Genomic DNA, 17,841 nt, shown 5'->3' with positions numbered 1-17,841 from the left:
TCTTCATTAATCATAATATTACCTTTGGTTGATGTTCTTTACCGCTTTATAAGCGAACCTAGAAACAGGAAAGCTAAGGAACGAAAAAAACATGCGTAAGCTAAATATTGGTTTAACCGAAGAACAACGTAATGGTGTTGCCAAACTATTGAACGAAGATTTGGCAAATTCTTATCTATTATTGGTGAAAACCAAAAAATTCCACTGGGATGTAGTAGGCCCTCAATTCCGCACACTGCACCAGCTTTGGGAAGAACAGTACCAAGCATTAACCGAAACTATTGACTCAATTGCAGAGCGTGTTCGTACTTTAGGTGGTTATCCTGTTGGCACGATGGAAGGATTCTTAAAAGTCGCAACTCTCAAAGAAGACCCAGGTGATATTCCTGTCGCAACTGAAATGGTCGCACGCTTGGTAGATGACCACGAACAAATTATTCGCGGTTTGCGTGAACACATTGACCAATGTAGCGAAAACTTCCATGATGAAGGTACTGCTGACTTCTTAACTGGTTTGATGGAAGGTCATGAACAAATGGCTTGGATGTTGCGTTCATTCATCGAAGGACAAGCGCTTCAACCAGATGGCAGTCAAGTTAACAAAGCAATGAAGACTCCTGCTAACGTTTAAATTTTACCTCTATAGAATCCTGGTTTTTCACAGAAACCAGGATTCTCAATTTCAAGGTAATTTATAACTTGCCACACGTATCTTTAATTCACCTTTATTTGGGTCTGTGTCAAAAATAAAGGCGCCCTCTTCTTTTTCTTTACTTGACAAAAAATCGATTTGCTGTTCACCAGTTTGTTCAACCTCATTATTAACTTTTAATTCAGCTAGTATTTGTACTGATTCGGCGGTTTTATCACCGTCGTTTGTTATTTCAAATGGTACTTGGTATTTGCCGTTCGTTTGACGAATAACTTCTTTTGTTTGCACTGAAAGTATAGGCACCTGTTGTTTATCTGTAAGTCCTGTATATATAACTAAACCTACAATTCCTGATAAAATGCATGTTGCGGCGCCGAAAGTTATCCATTCAGCAATTGTACGTTTCGGTTGTTCGTTTGTATTATTAAATTCTTGTTGAGCTTGATTCATATCGTTAACCTACCTGCTGCACCACCAATACTTGCTGGTAATCCTAGTAACAATGCATGGTCTAACCACATTGTCCAAGGGTCGCTAAACGTCAACTTCTGGAAAAACCATAGCATAAATATACTAGCTATTAATGATACTAAGTAAGCCATGATTGTTTCACCTAATGGTCGCTGAAAAATTCCGCGTTGACGAAAACGTTTTTGCTGATTAGCAAATCCTGCTTCAAATACTATTCCATAAGTCAATAATAAAGATGTGGCAATCACCGCTAATAGCCAATTTGGTGAAACTGCTGCTGCCAACATTGGTATTTCGTCTGTTGGTGCAATATTAAACGCTATTACTGTGGCGCCTATTAATGTTCCACCAATATCACTTAAAGTAGCATGTAATTCATCTTGATTATTCGTTTGCTTATTTTGTTCAGCAGAATTACCTTTTTTATCTCCTGCTAAAAACTGATTTGATAGTGCAACACCAAGCGTAAATGGAACACTTTCATATACAATTTTACCAATAGACTCTTTGAAAAATGTATTAAATGTTAATTCGCGCAATAGTATTAACATAAATGTCGCGCAAATTATGCCAATAGCCATTGCTTCAACTGTATCTATAACCGCTTCATAAGGTCTGTTACTTTTTGGGTACTTACGGAAACCTTCGGTACGGTTGAGCAAATATACAACGAAAAAAGTTATAACAATTGCCACTAATATCATTGGCGGTTGTGCTAATGACCCTATCCACCAAACTTCCATTGTATAAAGCAACGGAATACCAAATAAAAACCCACCGCAGGCGCCTCGAATAATGTCATTTAACTCGTTTGACCATATTCCTTTTTTTGATTTTTCTATTTTCATATTCGGTTTTTGCTACAAATAAAATGATGGGTACAACGGTTAAGCTGTACCCTGTTGTAATATTTCGTTCTGTTAACAACCGCTTATCTCGCTTTAGGGACGTTCATCAATTTCTATTATCGCTTAAAACTGTTTATTACTTATTATACTGCATTACTACGAGTAAATAGACCCCAAAGGAAAATTGCAACCAAGGCGCCGATTACTGCTACTACTAAACCAGGTATACTGAGTGTTGCGGCTGTTAACTGTAGCGTCCCTGTCTCGAAAAAGGTAACTAAACTACCTCCTATAAATGCACCTATTATACCCAAAATCATTGTTGTAAGTATATTGCCACCTTGGCGCCCTGGATAAATAGCTTTAGCAATCGCACCTGCAATAATACCTAATACAATCCATGCTAAAAGATTCATTTCTTTTTCCTCTAAAGTTCTGTGTTCCTCTACCTTGATTTAATAATATCAACTGCAAACATTATATGCGTCTATCAACAGTGATAATGTAGAACAAACCTTTAGAGATATCCAGCCAGTCAAATTTAATAAACATATTGATATAATCCCATTAGGCGCCAATTATAAATGTGTAAATATAAATGTAGAGACGTTACATGTCACGTCTCTACAACAACATCTGTGAAGAAATATGTTTATTATAAATAGCAAAAAACGATGTTATTTAAGTTTTGGTTAAATCTCCCTTCATACAACATCTATGCTACTAAACCAGAACGTAATGCACGCACTGCTGCTTGTGTACGGTCATCAGCGCAGAGTTTATTGAGAATATTACGAACGTGAGTTTTAACTGTACCTACGGTAATGTATAGCTTTTCGGCAATTTGCCCGTTGCTACATCCAGCTACAATCAACTCTAATATTTCTAATTCGCGCTGTGTTAATGGGTAAGTCTCTAGTACTTGCTCGTATTCACTATCGAGTGCTTCTATTTTAACTGTCTTTGTTTGGCTCGCTACTTCGTTTTCGGGTAATACATGACGCATTTGCCGTAGCACCACGTTGGCAATTGCTGGATCTATCCATGAGTTACCTGAATAAGTCGCATGAATTGCTTCTGTTAACTTATCAATGCTAGTGTCTTTCATATAGTAAGAGTCTGCACCCGCTGCAAATGCCGCTAATACAGTATCTTCGCTATGATTCATTGTTAATACTAAAATTTTTGTCGAGGTATCTCCACTTTCGTGTTGAAACGCACGAAATCTTCGCGTTAACTCTATCCCGTCCATGTCGGGCAACCCAATATCAACCACCGCTACGTCAGGTTTCGCTGTCTCTAATAATTTTAAACCTTTGGTCGCATTGCCTGCTTCACCAATGACTTGAAGTCCACTGTTCGACTGAAGCGCGGCCTTTAACCCCATGCGGGTTAAATCATGGTCTTCGATTAATACTATACTTATTTCGCTCATTTCTATACTCTCTCTAATTTAATGACATCAGCTACAAACTGATTTTTGCCCTATTTCTTTTATGATTTTTCAATCCTAAAGATAGATGATATTCTCCCTATAAAGCATCCACCAATGGAAGTAACGGGCATTTGCCACTATTGCTACTCTCGATAATGCAAATCTAGCTCTAGGTATATGGTAATATCCCTCATATTTATGATTTAATAATGCAGCTCTTTATTTACTTCTTCAGAAACCGGGTTTCTTTGTCATAGCTTGTAATAGAAACAACTATTTTACACGAAAAACCGGGTTTCTTTGTCATAGCTTGTAATAAAAACGACTATTTTGCACGAGAAACCGGGTTTCTAGCTTGCACTATCGAATGAAGCCAAAATAAGCATAAATCAATTATAATTCGTTTATAACTAAAATATATGTATTGAATTTAACACTTTTTAGCGTGTATACTGATAAGTACAAATCTGTGGAACTAGGTACGATAGTTGAGTCAGCTAAAACTAAATGACTTTGTATCAGTGTTTGCTAACATTATCTACGAAAAGCAGAATAATACTATTTTGAGTTGAAAGACCATGCCAGAACAAACCATCAATGTACTACTCGTGGAGGATGACGAAGTTGATGTAATGAACGTAAGACGGGCATTTAAGAAAGCAAATATCAAGAATCCTATTTTTACAGCCAGCAATGGTTATGAAGCTCTTGAAATTTTGAGGGATACTAGCGACACCAAAATGCCTACTGAAAGGCGCCTAGTATTACTCGACTTGAATATGCCTAAAATGGGTGGCATCGAATTTTTGCAGGAATTACGGTCTGACCAACAACTTCGTGCAACACCTGTAGTAGTAATGACGACTTCAAATCAAGACAAAGACCGATTAGAAGCATATAACTTGAATATCGCTGGTTATCTTCTTAAACCAGTGACTTTCGCTAGTTTCACTGAACTAATGGCTACATTAAATAGTTACTGGATGCTATGTGAGATGCCTTAGTAGTAATAATTAATTTATTAATTAAATTATATTAATGTAAATGAGTCAACCAAGTAAGAATGGAAAAAACGCTAAAAATACTAGTCGTAGATGATGACGAAGTTGATCGCATGACAGTACGTCGCGCACTTTATAATGCTGGCGTACTAGCTGTTTTGTCGGAGGTAGACACTTGCTCCGAAGCGATTAAATTAGTTCATACTAACTCATACGACTGTGTTTTTCTCGACTATCGCTTACCAGATGGAGATGGTTTGACGCTAATTTCTCAACTGCGTGCAGAAAATATCAAGGTTCCTTTGGTTGTGCTAACTGGACAAAGTGATGAACTTATTGCAGTTGAGTTGATGAAGGCAGGCGCCAATGATTATCTTTCTAAGTCACAAGTGTCATCAGAAACGTTAGCTCAAGTGTTACGGAATGCGATTCGAGTTTATCGCGCCGAAATGCAAGCAGAACAAGCAATGCTACAACTACGCGAAAGTAATAAAATATTAGTTCAGAAAAATCAAGAGTTAGAACAACAACAAAAGCTGATTCAACAGCAAAATATTAAACTAAAAGAAGCGTCGCAACTCAAGTCCAAATTTCTCGCCACAATTTCGCACGAATTACGCACACCAATGAATGCCATTATTGGGTTTTCACAATTCTTACTGCGTCCCAAGTTTGGCACACTTTCTGACTCTCAACGCGATATGGTTCAACGTATCCTCAATAATGGTAAGCATTTGTTAGGTTTGCTGAACGAGGTGTTGGATTTTTCTAAAATTGAATCAGGGCAACTCGAATTGAAGCCCCAAATATATGATATATTAACCGTGGTTAACAGTACAATTGGAGAAATGACGGCGCAAGCTTCCATGAAAAAGCTGTCTTTGTCTGTTACAAATAAACTAGATGATTCAATTGTTTATAGCGACCCGCTTCGAGTCAAGCAAATCGTCGCGAATTTACTCTCCAACGCCATTAAATTTACAAAAGTTGGAGCAATTAACATTGAAGTTGAAGCTGTCAACGAAAACAGAATTGCAATTTCGGTTCATGATACAGGTATTGGCATAGATAGTAACGAAACAGATAATATATTTGAGGTGTTCCGGCAAATAGACCAAGCTATTAACAGAGAATATCCAGGTACAGGTTTAGGATTAGCAATTGTGAAAGCGCTTGTTAATATGATGTCAGGTACAATTCATGTTGAAAGTGAGTTAGGAAACGGGTCTACATTTCGTATTGAAATACCTCGTCAAGTTTGTAGTGATGGCGCCGAGGATACCAAATTAATGGATAATTTTGTAACAAAGAAAAACATCTCCACACAGTCAGATGTTTTATCCCGTCCTTCCGACAGAGGATAAATAAAAAGGCATAAGCCATTTGATAGAAGACATGACCATAGGTTTACGCCTAAAAATAAGGCAATATTTAAAAATATTATTTTTTGTTAAAAAATCAAGTGATAAATTATGCTTTCTGATGATACAACTAAAGACCGCATTCTCGCCGTCGATGACACTCCCGATAACCTCATCTTGCTTCAAACGATTTTAGAAGTAGAAGGTTATGAGATTGACTTGGTAGCTGATGGTGCTGCTGCGCTTCAATATGTCGAAGAATCACCACCAGATTTAATATTGCTTGACGTGATGATGCCATTAATGGATGGTTACGAAGTTACACGTCGAATTCGTAGTAGTTCAACACCCTACATTCCAATTTTGCTATTGACTGCATTTAACGATGCTAGTGTTGTAGAAGGACTCGATGCTGGCGCCGATGATTTTATTCGCAAACCATTCGACCAAGATGAGTTAATGGCAAGAGTCAGGTCTTTGTTGCGTTTAAAGCATAGTTTAGACGCACAACGAGCAATGTCACGCGCACGCGAAGATTTTGTATCACGTTTGACTCACGATTTACGAACACCGCTCGTTGCAGCCGACCGAATGCTAAATTTATTTCTGCAAGATATATTTTGTCCAACATCGGATGAAATGAAACAAGCAGTAAGTGCAATGGTTCGCAGCAACCATAATTTATTAGAGATGGTAAATACCCTTCTTGAAGTCTCACGCTTTGAAGCTGGGCAAAAGACCATGAGGTTTGAAAGCTATAACCTCTTAGAAATAGTTCAAGAAGTAGTACAAGAACTTAATACACTCGCACAAGAGAAAAATTTAACTATCAAAATAGACACTGGTACAGAAAAAGAACATCCTGTTAATGAACTATCTGTTATTGGTGACCGTTTGGAACTGCGACGAGTTGTTGGTAATTTAATTGGCAATGCCATCAAATTTACAGACCTAGGTAGTATTGATGTTCGCCTTTATCGTAGTAAATCTAGTGGTCAATCTAAGAGTGAATCACCTGATGATAAAGAATGGGTAGTACTGGAAGTTTCAGATACTGGTTATGGAATTGCCGAAGAAGACCTTGCACACCTTTTTGAAAGATTTCGACAAGGAAAACACAAGCGTGCAGGTAGCGGTTTAGGGTTACACTTATCGCGTCGCATTGTTGAAACCCACGGTGGAAAAATTGAAGTAGTTTCCGAATTGGGTAAAGGTAGTACTTTCACCGTTTATTTACCTGCTGGTTGATATAGAAACCTGGTTTCTTCAAGAAACCAGGTTTCTTTTAACCAAGTGACTCCCCTACAAGTTGATAAATTTCTTTGAGTTGTTCGGTATCAATATATTTAACCAAAAGTTCTGCTGCTTTTTTGGAGTTGCTGCGGGGAATAGTTAGCCACAATTCTTTACCCGTTTCCAATGCAGCTTTTTCTGCCCAATCTTTCAGTCGCAGGCGCCCTTCTTCTGTAACCTGGTAACAACCCCTCTTTTTGTCGGGAGTTGGTTCTATCCAACCCAAATTCAGCCACCGTTTTCTCCAGATATGAGCGTTACTTTCAGTAATACTCAGCGATTGGGCAATTTGACTTGCATAAATAGGCGCCATTTCAGAGGGTGAGTCAGTTTCGGTTAGATTTGCCGCTTCCGTAACATTTTCAACAAGTTTAGAAAATCTTCGCAGGTAATCTTCTAAGTTACCCCAAATTTTACCTTGTTGTTCTTCGACATCAAGGTCTTCAACTTCTGTTGATTCGAGTTCTTTAGCAATATCAGAATTCACAGGCTTTTACAGAAAATAAAACTAATGTACTTAATTTATAATATTTAGCACTTTAGTTACCATACCTGAGACTTTGCCATCAATCAATATGAGTTAAGAATTTTGTTGCAAAGTCGCTGTAATATTCTACTACTATCAGGTTGGTACATGCGGTCATGAAAAACATGGTTGACATTAGATGCAGGGAAGTCACCTTCACTAATATTCAGGCAATTTTATTTGATAAGAACGGCACGTTAGAAGACTCCGAGTCACATTTATTACTCTTGGCAAAACGCTGTGCGCGTATTATCGATGCCCAAATACCTGGCACTGGGGAACCATTATTAATGGCATTTGGTGTTAATAATAATACTCTTGACCCCGCAGGGTTAATTTCTGTTGCAAGTAGACGCGATACTGAAGTTGCCGCAGCAGCTTACATTGCAGAAACGGGTAGAAGTTGGCATGAGTCTGTTTCTATCGCACGTTCTTCGTTAGATGAAGCTGATAGATATATGGGGCAAACAGCTTCACCCTTATTTCCAGGTAGTTTAGAAGTACTACAAAAATTATCGCAAGCGGGTTTAAAGCTTGGTATTCTTTCAGCAGCAACAACCAAAGAGGTGCGTGAATTTGTAAAAGCTAACGAGTTGAGTAAATATATTCAGCTTTCTATGGGTGTAGATGGTGGAGTAGGCAAACCCGACCCCAGGTTATTTTTACAAGCTTGTGAACAACTGGAGGTAGAAAGCAGTGCGACTTTAATGGTGGGTGATGCAATAGGTGATATGCAGATGGCAAGAAATGCTGGTGCTGCTGGATGTATTGGTATTACCTGGATAAATAAACCCGACCATGTAAAAGGCGCCGATGTTATCATAAACCAACTAAACGAAATTACAATAAATGCATAATTGATGTAGAGACGTGACATGTCACGTCTCTACAATGTGGATTTTTTACCACAGAGACACGGAGACACAGAGTTCATAGAGTTATTGAGAGCGATGATTAAACTTGACCAATTTTTAAAGTTAATGGGTGTAGCTGCGACCGGAGGACAAGCTAAGGTGATGATTCAAGGTGGTGAAGTCGAGGTTAATGGAGAGCTTGAAACTCGACGTAAGCGCCAATTGGCTGAGGGTGATAAAGTTACAGTGGATGGACAAACTTTTGAAGTTAATTATGATGAATTAAATGATGATTAATAATATCAAATATGTGATGCGCCATTTCTAGTTTGGAACAAGATGGTATTTCTATTTGGTTGTTTTTATCTATATACATAGCTTGATTGTTATCGCTCCCAAATCCGCTGTCTTGTTTGTCTACCGGGTTGGCAATGATAGCGTCTAAGTTTTTACGATGTAATTTATCTAATGCTGGAGTGACAATATCGCCTGTTTGTGCGGCAAATCCTATCAACTTTTGATGTGGTTGTTTGTGACTAGCTAATTCTGAGATGATATCAGGTACTGGCGCCAAAGCTAGATTTTCTGGTAGTGCTTTTTTGGGTAGTTTTTCAGGATTATAATCGCGTGGTTTCATATCAGCTACGGCGGCTGACATAATTATTACATCATAATTCGGTAATTCTTGCAGCATTACTTGCCGCATTTCCTCTGCTGTCACTATTGGTATTGCTTTTATTTCTGGTGGCACTTGTAAAGAAGATACTCCATGTACAAGCGTAACATTGGCGCCTCGATGTAAAGCCGAAACAGCTAAACTTAACCCCATTTTGCCAGTAGAGGGATTACCAATAAATCTTACTGGGTCAAGAAACTCACGTGTACCACCCGCACTAATTAAAATATTTTTCCCTACCAAGTCACGTTTGCCAAAGGTATGTAACAAAGATTGAATGTAAGAAACTATTTCTTTCGGTTCTGCCATCCGACCCTTACCAACTCGGTCACAAGCGAGTAACCCTGATGTGGTATCTATACTGTGATAGCGTTGGTCAGTTAAAAGCGTTTGCCAATTTCTCTGTACAGCAACTTGTTCCCACATGTCGGTATTCATGGCAGGCGCCAATAATATGGGACACTTGGAAGCAAGTACAGTGTTGGTCAGCAAATTATCCGCCATTCCTTGAGCTAACTTCGCGGTAGTATTGGCAGTTAAAGGTGCTATTAAAAAAATATCTGCCCACTCCCCTAGCTCGATATGTAAGGGACGTGGGTTGTAAGAAAGCCAAAAATCATCATCGGTGTAAGCACGATGACGTGATAGCGTTGCGAATGTTAATGGTGTAACGAACTGCTGCGCGGAATTAGTAAGAATGACTCTTATTTCTATACCTTGTTTGAAAAGTGTAGAAACAACTTCGCAAACTTTGTAAGCAGCAATACCACCACCAACACCAATAAGGACTCGACGTTGAAATTTTGGTTGCATTATAAGATGGGAGACGCGATTTATCGCGTCTCTACATTATTACGCTTCGTCGTAGGCTTCTAAATCTAAAAGGTGGACGTAGGATTCGACCAACTCAGGACGCTGAAACGCAACAGCACGTAGTAAGTGCCAATCGTTCAACCCCTCGAAAGCGTTACCATAGTTATCTTGTTCAAGACGTGTAGCTAGTGTTTCCACATCTTGTGCAGTCATGGTAGCAATTTGATTTTTAGAAATGCTTAAAGTGTTCATTATGCTTGCCCCTCCCAGTTTCTGCATTCGCAATCAGGAAACGGTTGGTTACTTTAATTAACCCACCCAATATATATTACTCACTCAATGCGATGATTTTCGTGAATTTTATCCGGATTTGTACGCGATTTTGTAAAAATTCTGTAACTACGATAGCGGAAGTGTTTTTAAAATAAAGTTCCGTAATACCTCTAACATTTCTACATTGATTTCATGTTCGGCATCAAACTCTTTATATTCTACCTCAATACCTAATGTCAGAAGGGCTTCCCGCGCTTTTACTGCCGCAGCAAGTGGAACTACAGAGTCCTGCTTACCGTGCATTATTAAAGTCGGCGCCCTATTCATATCATTAATATCATTACTACTGGTTTTCATCTCATGCCAATAACCGCTTATCGACACCAAACCAGCTAGAGGCAAATTTGAGCCTACATCCAAAGTCATCGCACCCCCTTGTGAGAAACCACTCAAAATTGTCCGCGATAACGGCACCTCAGTACTTCCCTCTAAAGAGAGTATCCACTGTCTTAATATTTCTTCACACTCCGGTAATCCTTTATACATATTATCTGACCTTAAGTCGTACCACGCTCTACCACCAGGGGAATAGGGGTAAGGAAATGGTGCCGAGGGAAAAATAAATTGGTAATCAGGTAAATTGAGATAAGGCGCCAACGATACTAAATCTTCAGCATTGGCGCCCCACCCGTGCAGCATAATAATTTGTTGCCTAGGACTTTGTTTCGTTTGTGGTGGAACAGTAATAGCTTCTAATGTCATTTTACGTTCTGAGGATTTGTTTTGCTAACTCTTCTAAAGAATAAACAATTTTGATTTCAGGACGTACTAATTTCGTTTGAATTTCAACATCTTGCCTTCTTGGGTAATTTGGATGCATTCCAATAAATATAGGTTTATCGGTCATTGACCAGGCGCCTAACTCATAAAGTGCAATTGGGCATATACTTTCTTGGGGGAACCAAAAGAGTATTGTGTGTGCGAGTCGCAGGTGTTTGTGTTCCCACTCTATTTGTTTAAGAGAAGCATCTGGGTCATGAATAGGAAAATTATGGCGCCGAGGATTTAATATTGTCAAAGAATTAGGTTTAAGTAATTCTACTATTTCTGCTTGCCAATCCGGACAATTACTTATACCCCCGGCTAAAAATATTGCTTTATTTTCACCACTGTATTCTTCTAATGGTTCTATATACTTATTCATTGATTTTTTATTTTCAACATAACTCTTGTGGAACGGGCATCCCTGCCCGTATTCCAACTTTACTGATAATAATCAACACCCGCAATTACAGATAAGGCAATGGCATATTCCTCTAAATCTTGCCTCAGCAATTCTAACTCGTGTCGTAATTGTTCTTCTTTTTCCCAACTACGCTCATATTCTACAGGGTTAACATCCGGTGCCCTCAAAGCTTCCCAAGCTTGTAATAAAGGATGCCATTTAGATAAAAAAGGTCGCAAACCTCGGTTGAGTACGGCAATAGCAATGGCGCCTACTGACTGTTTTGAGGCGCCAACACCAGGCCCAGCTTCACGTAAAATTTGACGTGTAGTCGCAAACAAGCTGTGTAAAGAAGTAAGCGCTTCGCGAAGCAAACCCTGGTCTTGTTCAATACTCAAAGGTTGAATAGCAATGCGTGTAACGAGTTCAACATATAACGACCAAGCAGCTTTCGCTTCGCTGACATCTGGTTCCCATTCTGTCCCCCCAATACCAAAAGGCAAGTTGACAGATATTTTCTTTAACTTGGGTGCGTCGTGTTTAGCCATAAAAATAATTATTGGTAGAAGTTATAGAAACCTGGTTTCTCGGATTTTAGTCTTTAATATAAACCTTTAATTCCCTGTATTAACTTTTCCAAGGGTTCTAGCTCGTCAACATTTTCATTAAAATTAATCCAGTTTAATTCACTGAAAAATAGTAGTACATCTGGTTCGTCTGGTATTACATTGAGACCTGGTAATAAAACAGGAATAATAGGTAGATTTTTTTTTACTCTACGGTTATTGAGAATTAGTAGCTCTTGCTCTTGCCAATCTCCTAAGCTGTTAGTACTAATGAAAACAGCCGCCGATTTTGATTGTTTAATTCCATTTATTATATATTTTTGAAATGACATTCCTGGAGGAATTTCTGCTTTATCTAGCCAAGGGTTTAAACCACGCTGCCGTAAAAGCTCGGCAATTCTTTCTACAAAAGGTTTATCTTTACTATTGTGAGATAGAAATACATCAAAATCATTTGTAGCTTCTTTGCCTTTAATTATAGAAGTTGCCGTTTCAATCTCGCGCCCTTTATCAGCAGCTATATCCATTTTTATAATTTGTGGAATTTCAGCACGTTGACTATTTAAGCTACTATCACCATCAAGTAAAGATATTCTGACATCGCAGACGCTACAATTAATCCAATCGAAACCACGTTTTTTTCTTAGTATTACATGCGATTCATTTACAGAGGCGCCACATTCAGTACATACTAGTATTCGTCTACGCTGAATAGTTTCTGGTAATGCGCGACGCTTTAAATGGGTATATACGTACTCTTCAAATTGTAGTCGTGTTTGTTCGCTTGCTTCTGGTTTAAAGAAAAGCGTTAATTCTGCTTTGCCTTCATCTACATTACCAATGTGTCGTAACCATATTCCACACTCTCCACCAACTTGCGCTTCAAAGATGGCGGCATTTTTCCACATTTCTTTACACTTAAAAAATGCGCTTCTTGATAAACGTACTGTTAATGTCGTGTATATACCTATTATTGCTCCCTCAAATCCTAATATTACAGCTTTGCCTTCAGGGTCAGGCGCCTCCGGCCATTCGCGAGTCATTTGAGAAGGAAATACTAATAAAGGGCCTGTGTCACTTTGTTCGCGTAAAGCTATTTCACGAGCAAATAATTCTTCAACTGTGGCAATTAACAGTAATTTTTCTTGTTGTTTATCTTTTATGCGCTCTGCATTAGGCATCCGAAACTTGCCTGCAAGAACATCTTCTTCAGCAATACAACCTAAACCTTCTGGTTGCTCTTTGGCAGCGTTAATTATTGCTGAGGCATAAGCGTCTAATAATTCTGGCTGTAGTAGTATAAGATTACCAAAACTTAGTCTCCGAATTAAATCGCGTGACTCAACGAGTCGTATACAAGTATCAAATTCTTGACGTGTTTGTTTAGAATTAGAGTCATCTAAAGTTTTGACAAAAGAACGAAATAAATCATCTACCTGAGATAATAATCTTTCTTCCTGTTTTTCTTGTATCAAAAAAACTTTGATTCGTTGAAATAATTCTGTAGAAATTACTTGTGGTAGATTGTCCCATTCAACAGCTTCACAAATTGCCTGTGCTAGTTCTTTAATGTTCCATCCCTCTTTGGCGCTAGTTTCAAAATGACCATCTAATCTCAGCTTTTCAACTACTTCATTGATACGTGCAGGAGTTACGCTAACGCTACCTCTATCTGCACGAGCAGTAACCAAAAACTTTTTCAACTTCGGCGCCGAATCTCCCTGTAATTTTTCAGCTTGCCGTAATGCACGGTTCCAATAGTATACTCCAGCAAAGGGGTCTGTTTCGCTACGGGCATCACAAACTATCAGCGCTACTGCTAACTCATTCAAATATAGTTGATGAATTAAACGATAACCGGGTTGTCCTGCTAAGTCCCACAATAATATTTCTCGTAATTCTTTACGATTGTCGCTTAGATTTAATTCTTTTCGGTTAAAAGTCCAAACATAACGACCATGAGTAGATTCGGTGGGACGAAACTGTTTATTTGTCAACACCAAACTTAAACCAGATTTACCTACACCACTTTCACCGACTAATACGACTTTGGCATTTCTATATAAATCAGAGGGATTTGCAGGAGACTGATTAAGTAAAGCTTCTTCGTCAAGTTTCCAAATCCTAATTGCTACATCAGCTTCTCCTAAAGTTGCCAATATTGGTTGCGTTGGGTGAAAAGCGAGTCCAAACGGCAAAGACTTAAAAGTTTCTTCAGATAATATTGTCACTGTCTCCCACGTATCGCATCGCCATAAACGCACAGTGCCATCAGAAGATTTAGAAGCCAAAAACTTGCCATCATAGGAAAATTCAACGCAGTTAACTGATGCTGTATGTCCTTCTAATATAAATATTGTTTGCCCTGTGTGCGGATTCCATAGACGAATAGTGTTATCAAGTGAAGCGGTTGCTAGCAGATTTCCATCAGGCGCCCAATTAACACTATGAACATCAGCGTCGTGTCCTGTCAAGATTTTTTTAAGCTCTAAAGTGTCTCTGCTCCACAAACGAACCGTCGTATCGTGAGAAACAGATGCCAGTATACTACCATTAGGAGACCATGCCACACTATTAACCTGTCCAGTGTGTCCTTCAAGAACTTGGCTTTTTTGCGTTTTGACATGCCCAATTATTATCGACCAATTGTCTCCTATTCCACCAGCCGCTATTAACTCGCTGTCAGGAGACCATGCCATATTTAAACAAGTACCACCATGTACATCAAACTTGTGCCTTAGTTCACCCGTACTTGTATGCCACAATCGGACAGTATTATCAGTTGACCCAGAAGCTATAAGTTTACTATCTGGAGACCAAGCTACAGCCCATACTCGTCCATCGTGACCCTTGAGTGTGTGGATGCACTCACCAGTATCTAAATCCCAAAGTTTTATAGTTCGGTCAAACGACGGTGAGGCCAACATCTTACCATTAGGCGCCCATTCAACTCGACTAATCAATCCATTGTGCCCCGTCATGGTGCGTTCTAATTGCCAACCGGGTGGAGTCGTGCGTATATCTTCCTGGTTGCTCATGGTTCTTACAGGTAACTATACTTCTTATACTTCTAAACTTCACACTCTTATGCAGTAATTACTGATATTTACCTGATAAATTTAATACAAATGCCTATTTAACCATAGAGGCGCCGAGATGTAGAAACAGGGTATGTGGTATATGTATTTAATATAGCAATTTATTTTATTGATTCAAATTATAGATATAATCAATTTTTATAGTTTTTACAAATAGCTTTTTCAATATTAAAAGTAATTAACGGCAATTAGCGGCATTCTGCGGCAATTTGAGATATTGTCACATTTTTTGGCTACAATATGAGATTAAGAAACCGGGTTTCTCAGGTTTCTATAGTTAATTGTATTGCTTTATATAGCTTGAAGTCCTTTCGATTATTTATATTGGGTTAATAACTATGCTAAAAACACAGGAGTTAGAAATGGCAGCTATTCCAGTTCATCCGGAAATTTTTAAGCTGTTAAAGCAGGCGTACTCAGAAAAGTTTGGTAGTTCGCCTCGTTCGTTGATAAATAGATTAAATAATGCTTTTAAACAAGAAATTGATAGTGACTCAGAAAATTTAATAGCTGAAAGAACAATAAGGTCTTTCTTTAATAGTACAGAACCACCGAAAACTTTAGAAAAAAATCTTAATTATTTTTGCCAAGTTTTATTAGAACAGTCTTCTTATCAAGAAGCTGTCAGACAATTTGCTCATACAGACTTAGGGCAAGATTGGCTAGCACCCTACTGGAATCATTTAGCTCGAAAATGTAGCACAATGAGGATATTGGATATGAACGAACCAGTATCAATAAATAATATTTATGTAAAATTTCAAATACTCAAAAATATTCAAGGGCGCCGACAACAAACAATAAATTTCTTACTAGATGGTTTCGACTCAATTCCAGAAGAAAACCCCAGCTATAGGCGATTACCATTTTCTGGCAATGAAACGCATATTCCAGCATTAGAAGCTGTAATGCGTTACAGAAAGCTAATGGTACTTGGTAAACCAGGAGCAGGTAAAACTACATTTTTAAAATACCTGGCAATGAATTTCTCTACAGGGGAATTGGAAGATAAAATTATACCAATATTTATTCGTTTACGAGATATTTATGATGAGCCATTTGGTAGTTTAACAAACGTAGTTATCAAAGAATTTACTGACCGGATAGCAAACTCAGAATCTAGGGTGCGTGAACTTTTGCTTCAGGGACAGTGCTTTATTTTGCTTGATGGTTTAGACGAGGTAAAAGCTGATAAAAATAACGAAAATATTTACAATATATACAGAGAGATTGATAATTTAGTTAATACATTTCCCGATAACCGTTTTATAATCACCTGTCGTACCACAGCTTCAGATTATGTATTTCATGACTTTACCGAAGTTGAAATAGCTGATTTTGAGCGCGCTGAAATAGAAGCGTTTACTCGCAACTGGTTTAGAGAAAGAGGTGAAGCAGAAACTTGCGATGTGTTTTTAAAAAAGTTGCAAGACAACGAAGCAGTCAAAGAGTTAGCAACAAATCCCTTACTGTTAACAATTCTGTGTTTAACTTTTGAAGACACTTATGACTTTTCATTAAACCGCTATGCAATATATAACGATGCTGTAGATACACTATTAAAAAAATGGGATGCTAGTCGTAGAATTGAGCGTAGAACCAGCTTTAATATATCTCGGCAACGAAAAATTAATATGTTCAGCCAAATCGCTTACCAAGGTTTAGATAATAAACCTTCAAAAGTGTTATGGCATCAGTGGGAACTGCTAGAGCAAATTTCTGACTTCATGCAAAATATTACCACTGAAATAGACTCACAGCAAATATTAAAACTGATTGAATCTAACTATGGATTATTAATTCAGCAAGCTAAAAATATATATTCGTTTTCACACTTGACATTTCAAGAATATTTTGCTGCGGAATATGTAGTAGAAAATCGTGAGCAAGAGTTTCTAAAGAACTTTGTAGAAAAAAATCTCACAGCAAAGCAATGGAGAGAAGTATTTGTTCTGGTTACGGAACGTTTAAGCAGTGCTGATGAATTTCTCAAACTCATGTTCAAATGCGTTAATAATATAGTCAAAGACAGTCCGGGTTTGCAGAGTATGCTAACTTGGTTAGATAAAATCACAACTGCATCGGGTATTGGAACGAGTGGTTGGAGAGCTTACTATTTAGCAATTGACTTAGATGTAGACTTATATATTAGTCGCGATATCGAAATTGAACGTGCGCTTTTTGCGAAATTTGCAACTGACATCAGAAATTTTAATATTAAACGGCGCCAAGTAACTCCTCCACAACCAAGAAGTTTACTTATTTCTCGACTAGCAGCAATTCATGCGTTAGCTGAAGATATGTCAAACGAAGCGACTCGTAACTCGTATATAAGTCTTAGTAAAAGAAACTTTAGCAGTAAAATGCTCAAAATTAGCGAAGATATAGAAGTTGACATTGCTGAGAAACTAAACGATGCAATCGAAAAAGCACAAGAAATAAATGATACTTTATTAACTGAAGCTTTAATCGAATTTCAAAAAAGCTGTCCATCAAGTACAGCATCTGCTCACGACTGGCAAAAATGGTCAGAAGATTTACGACAAGCAATGTTAAATCATCTTGACGTAGGTTATCAAATAGACCTTGATGAACAAGATATCAAACTTTTGTATGATTACATCTACGCCAATCATCTATTATTAGAGTGTATATCTGGCGAAAACTATTCTTCAAAAGAATTACGCGAACAAATAGTTGATAATATGTTATTGCCTGCAAATAAATTGTAATCCCCCCCTACCCCCCC

18 protein-coding genes are annotated in these 17,841 nt (G+C 38.1%); 7 read left to right on the top strand and 11 right to left on the bottom strand.

Going from position 1 to position 17,841, the window contains the following annotated elements; all coding sequences use genetic code 11:
* The first annotated feature begins 91 nt into the window (after positions 1 to 91).
* Positions 92 to 631, top strand: coding sequence for a Dps family protein (locus tag DSM106972_RS05190; RefSeq protein WP_127079526.1), 540 nt, complete (start codon positions 92 to 94; stop codon positions 629 to 631).
* Between the two features lie 51 nt (positions 632 to 682).
* Here the strand turns inward: DSM106972_RS05190 and DSM106972_RS05185 are convergent, their stop codons facing one another.
* The 4 genes from DSM106972_RS05185 to DSM106972_RS05170 form a co-directional block, all read right to left on the bottom strand.
* Positions 683 to 1,102: a TIGR02588 family protein gene (locus DSM106972_RS05185; protein WP_127079524.1), complete on the bottom strand. Its 420-nt coding sequence runs from the start codon at positions 1,100 to 1,102 to the stop codon at positions 683 to 685.
* Positions 1,099 to 1,971 carry a TIGR02587 family membrane protein gene (locus tag DSM106972_RS05180; RefSeq protein ID WP_127079522.1) on the bottom strand — a complete coding sequence of 291 codons (873 nt, stop codon included), beginning with the start codon at positions 1,969 to 1,971 and terminating at the stop codon, positions 1,099 to 1,101. Before DSM106972_RS05180 ends, DSM106972_RS05185 begins: the two co-directional genes overlap by 4 nt.
* Positions 1,972 to 2,114: 143 nt before the next feature.
* Positions 2,115 to 2,387, bottom strand: a complete 273-nt coding sequence (locus tag DSM106972_RS05175) for a GlsB/YeaQ/YmgE family stress response membrane protein (RefSeq protein ID WP_127079520.1) — start codon at positions 2,385 to 2,387, stop codon at positions 2,115 to 2,117.
* A gap of 299 nt (positions 2,388 to 2,686) precedes the next feature.
* Entirely contained in the window at positions 2,687 to 3,406 is a 720-nt protein-coding gene (locus tag DSM106972_RS05170; protein WP_127079517.1) for a response regulator, read from the bottom strand.
* 578 nt (positions 3,407 to 3,984) lie between these two features.
* On the opposite strand from DSM106972_RS05170, the gene DSM106972_RS05165 reads away from it, so the two are divergent.
* The 3 genes from DSM106972_RS05165 to DSM106972_RS05155 all read left to right on the top strand — a co-directional run bounded on the left by DSM106972_RS05165 (position 3,985) and on the right by DSM106972_RS05155 (position 7,016).
* A complete protein-coding gene (locus DSM106972_RS05165) occupies positions 3,985 to 4,410 on the top strand; it encodes a response regulator (protein WP_127079515.1) in 426 nt (141 codons plus the stop codon).
* 59 nt (positions 4,411 to 4,469) lie between these two features.
* The gene (locus DSM106972_RS05160; protein WP_127079513.1) at positions 4,470 to 5,771 is read left to right on the top strand and encodes an ATP-binding response regulator; all 1,302 of its coding nucleotides are present in this window, start codon (positions 4,470 to 4,472) and stop codon (positions 5,769 to 5,771) included.
* Positions 5,772 to 5,879: 108 nt separating this feature from the next.
* A complete protein-coding gene (locus DSM106972_RS05155) occupies positions 5,880 to 7,016 on the top strand; it encodes a sensor histidine kinase (RefSeq protein ID WP_127079511.1) in 1,137 nt (378 codons plus the stop codon).
* Between the two features lie 37 nt (positions 7,017 to 7,053).
* Here the strand turns inward: DSM106972_RS05155 and DSM106972_RS05150 are convergent, their stop codons facing one another.
* A complete protein-coding gene (locus DSM106972_RS05150; protein WP_127079509.1) occupies positions 7,054 to 7,548 on the bottom strand; it encodes a hypothetical protein in 495 nt (164 codons plus the stop codon).
* A gap of 164 nt (positions 7,549 to 7,712) precedes the next feature.
* Here DSM106972_RS05150 and DSM106972_RS05145 point away from each other — a divergent pair, with 164 nt between their 5' ends.
* Together DSM106972_RS05145 and DSM106972_RS05140 are read left to right on the top strand one after the other, a co-directional pair.
* Positions 7,713 to 8,444, top strand: coding sequence for an HAD family hydrolase (locus DSM106972_RS05145; protein ID WP_127079961.1), 732 nt, complete (start codon positions 7,713 to 7,715; stop codon positions 8,442 to 8,444).
* An 18-nt stretch (positions 8,445 to 8,462) separates the two neighbouring features.
* On the top strand, positions 8,463 to 8,738 hold the full coding sequence (locus tag DSM106972_RS05140) for an RNA-binding S4 domain-containing protein (protein ID WP_267901060.1): 276 nt from the start codon (positions 8,463 to 8,465) through the stop codon (positions 8,736 to 8,738).
* Here DSM106972_RS05140 and coaBC read toward each other — a convergent pair.
* From coaBC to DSM106972_RS05110, 6 genes are all read right to left on the bottom strand, one after another.
* Complete coding sequence (coaBC, locus tag DSM106972_RS05135; RefSeq protein ID WP_127079507.1) at positions 8,710 to 9,930, bottom strand: bifunctional phosphopantothenoylcysteine decarboxylase/phosphopantothenate--cysteine ligase CoaBC; 1,221 nt, start codon at positions 9,928 to 9,930, stop codon at positions 8,710 to 8,712. The genes DSM106972_RS05140 and coaBC overlap by 29 nt on opposite strands.
* Before the next feature lie 39 nt (positions 9,931 to 9,969).
* Positions 9,970 to 10,182 (bottom strand): protein IsiD, encoded by a 213-nt coding sequence (isiD, locus tag DSM106972_RS05130; protein WP_127079505.1) that lies wholly within the window; start codon positions 10,180 to 10,182, stop codon positions 9,970 to 9,972.
* Between the two features lie 147 nt (positions 10,183 to 10,329).
* Complete coding sequence (locus tag DSM106972_RS05125) at positions 10,330 to 10,965, bottom strand: alpha/beta hydrolase (protein ID WP_127079503.1); 636 nt, start codon at positions 10,963 to 10,965, stop codon at positions 10,330 to 10,332.
* A gap of 1 nt (position 10,966) precedes the next feature.
* Positions 10,967 to 11,407, bottom strand: a complete 441-nt coding sequence (locus DSM106972_RS05120; protein ID WP_127079501.1) for a nucleoside 2-deoxyribosyltransferase domain-containing protein — start codon at positions 11,405 to 11,407, stop codon at positions 10,967 to 10,969.
* A gap of 59 nt (positions 11,408 to 11,466) precedes the next feature.
* Positions 11,467 to 11,976 (bottom strand): hypothetical protein, encoded by a 510-nt coding sequence (locus DSM106972_RS05115; protein ID WP_127079499.1) that lies wholly within the window; start codon positions 11,974 to 11,976, stop codon positions 11,467 to 11,469.
* A gap of 53 nt (positions 11,977 to 12,029) precedes the next feature.
* Positions 12,030 to 15,032 carry a WD40 domain-containing protein gene (locus DSM106972_RS05110; protein ID WP_127079497.1) on the bottom strand — a complete coding sequence of 1,001 codons (3,003 nt, stop codon included), beginning with the start codon at positions 15,030 to 15,032 and terminating at the stop codon, positions 12,030 to 12,032.
* A gap of 398 nt (positions 15,033 to 15,430) precedes the next feature.
* Between DSM106972_RS05110 and DSM106972_RS05105 the strand changes: the two genes are divergently transcribed.
* Complete coding sequence (locus DSM106972_RS05105) at positions 15,431 to 17,824, top strand: NACHT domain-containing protein (RefSeq protein ID WP_127079495.1); 2,394 nt, start codon at positions 15,431 to 15,433, stop codon at positions 17,822 to 17,824.
* Positions 17,825 to 17,841 lie beyond the last annotated feature (17 nt).

The organism is Dulcicalothrix desertica PCC 7102, assembly GCF_003991905.1.
Classification (GTDB): domain Bacteria; phylum Cyanobacteriota; class Cyanobacteriia; order Cyanobacteriales; family Nostocaceae; genus Dulcicalothrix; species Dulcicalothrix desertica.
The sequence above is the reverse complement of the archived record's forward strand: the minus strand, read 5'-3'. Positions and strand labels throughout refer to the sequence as shown.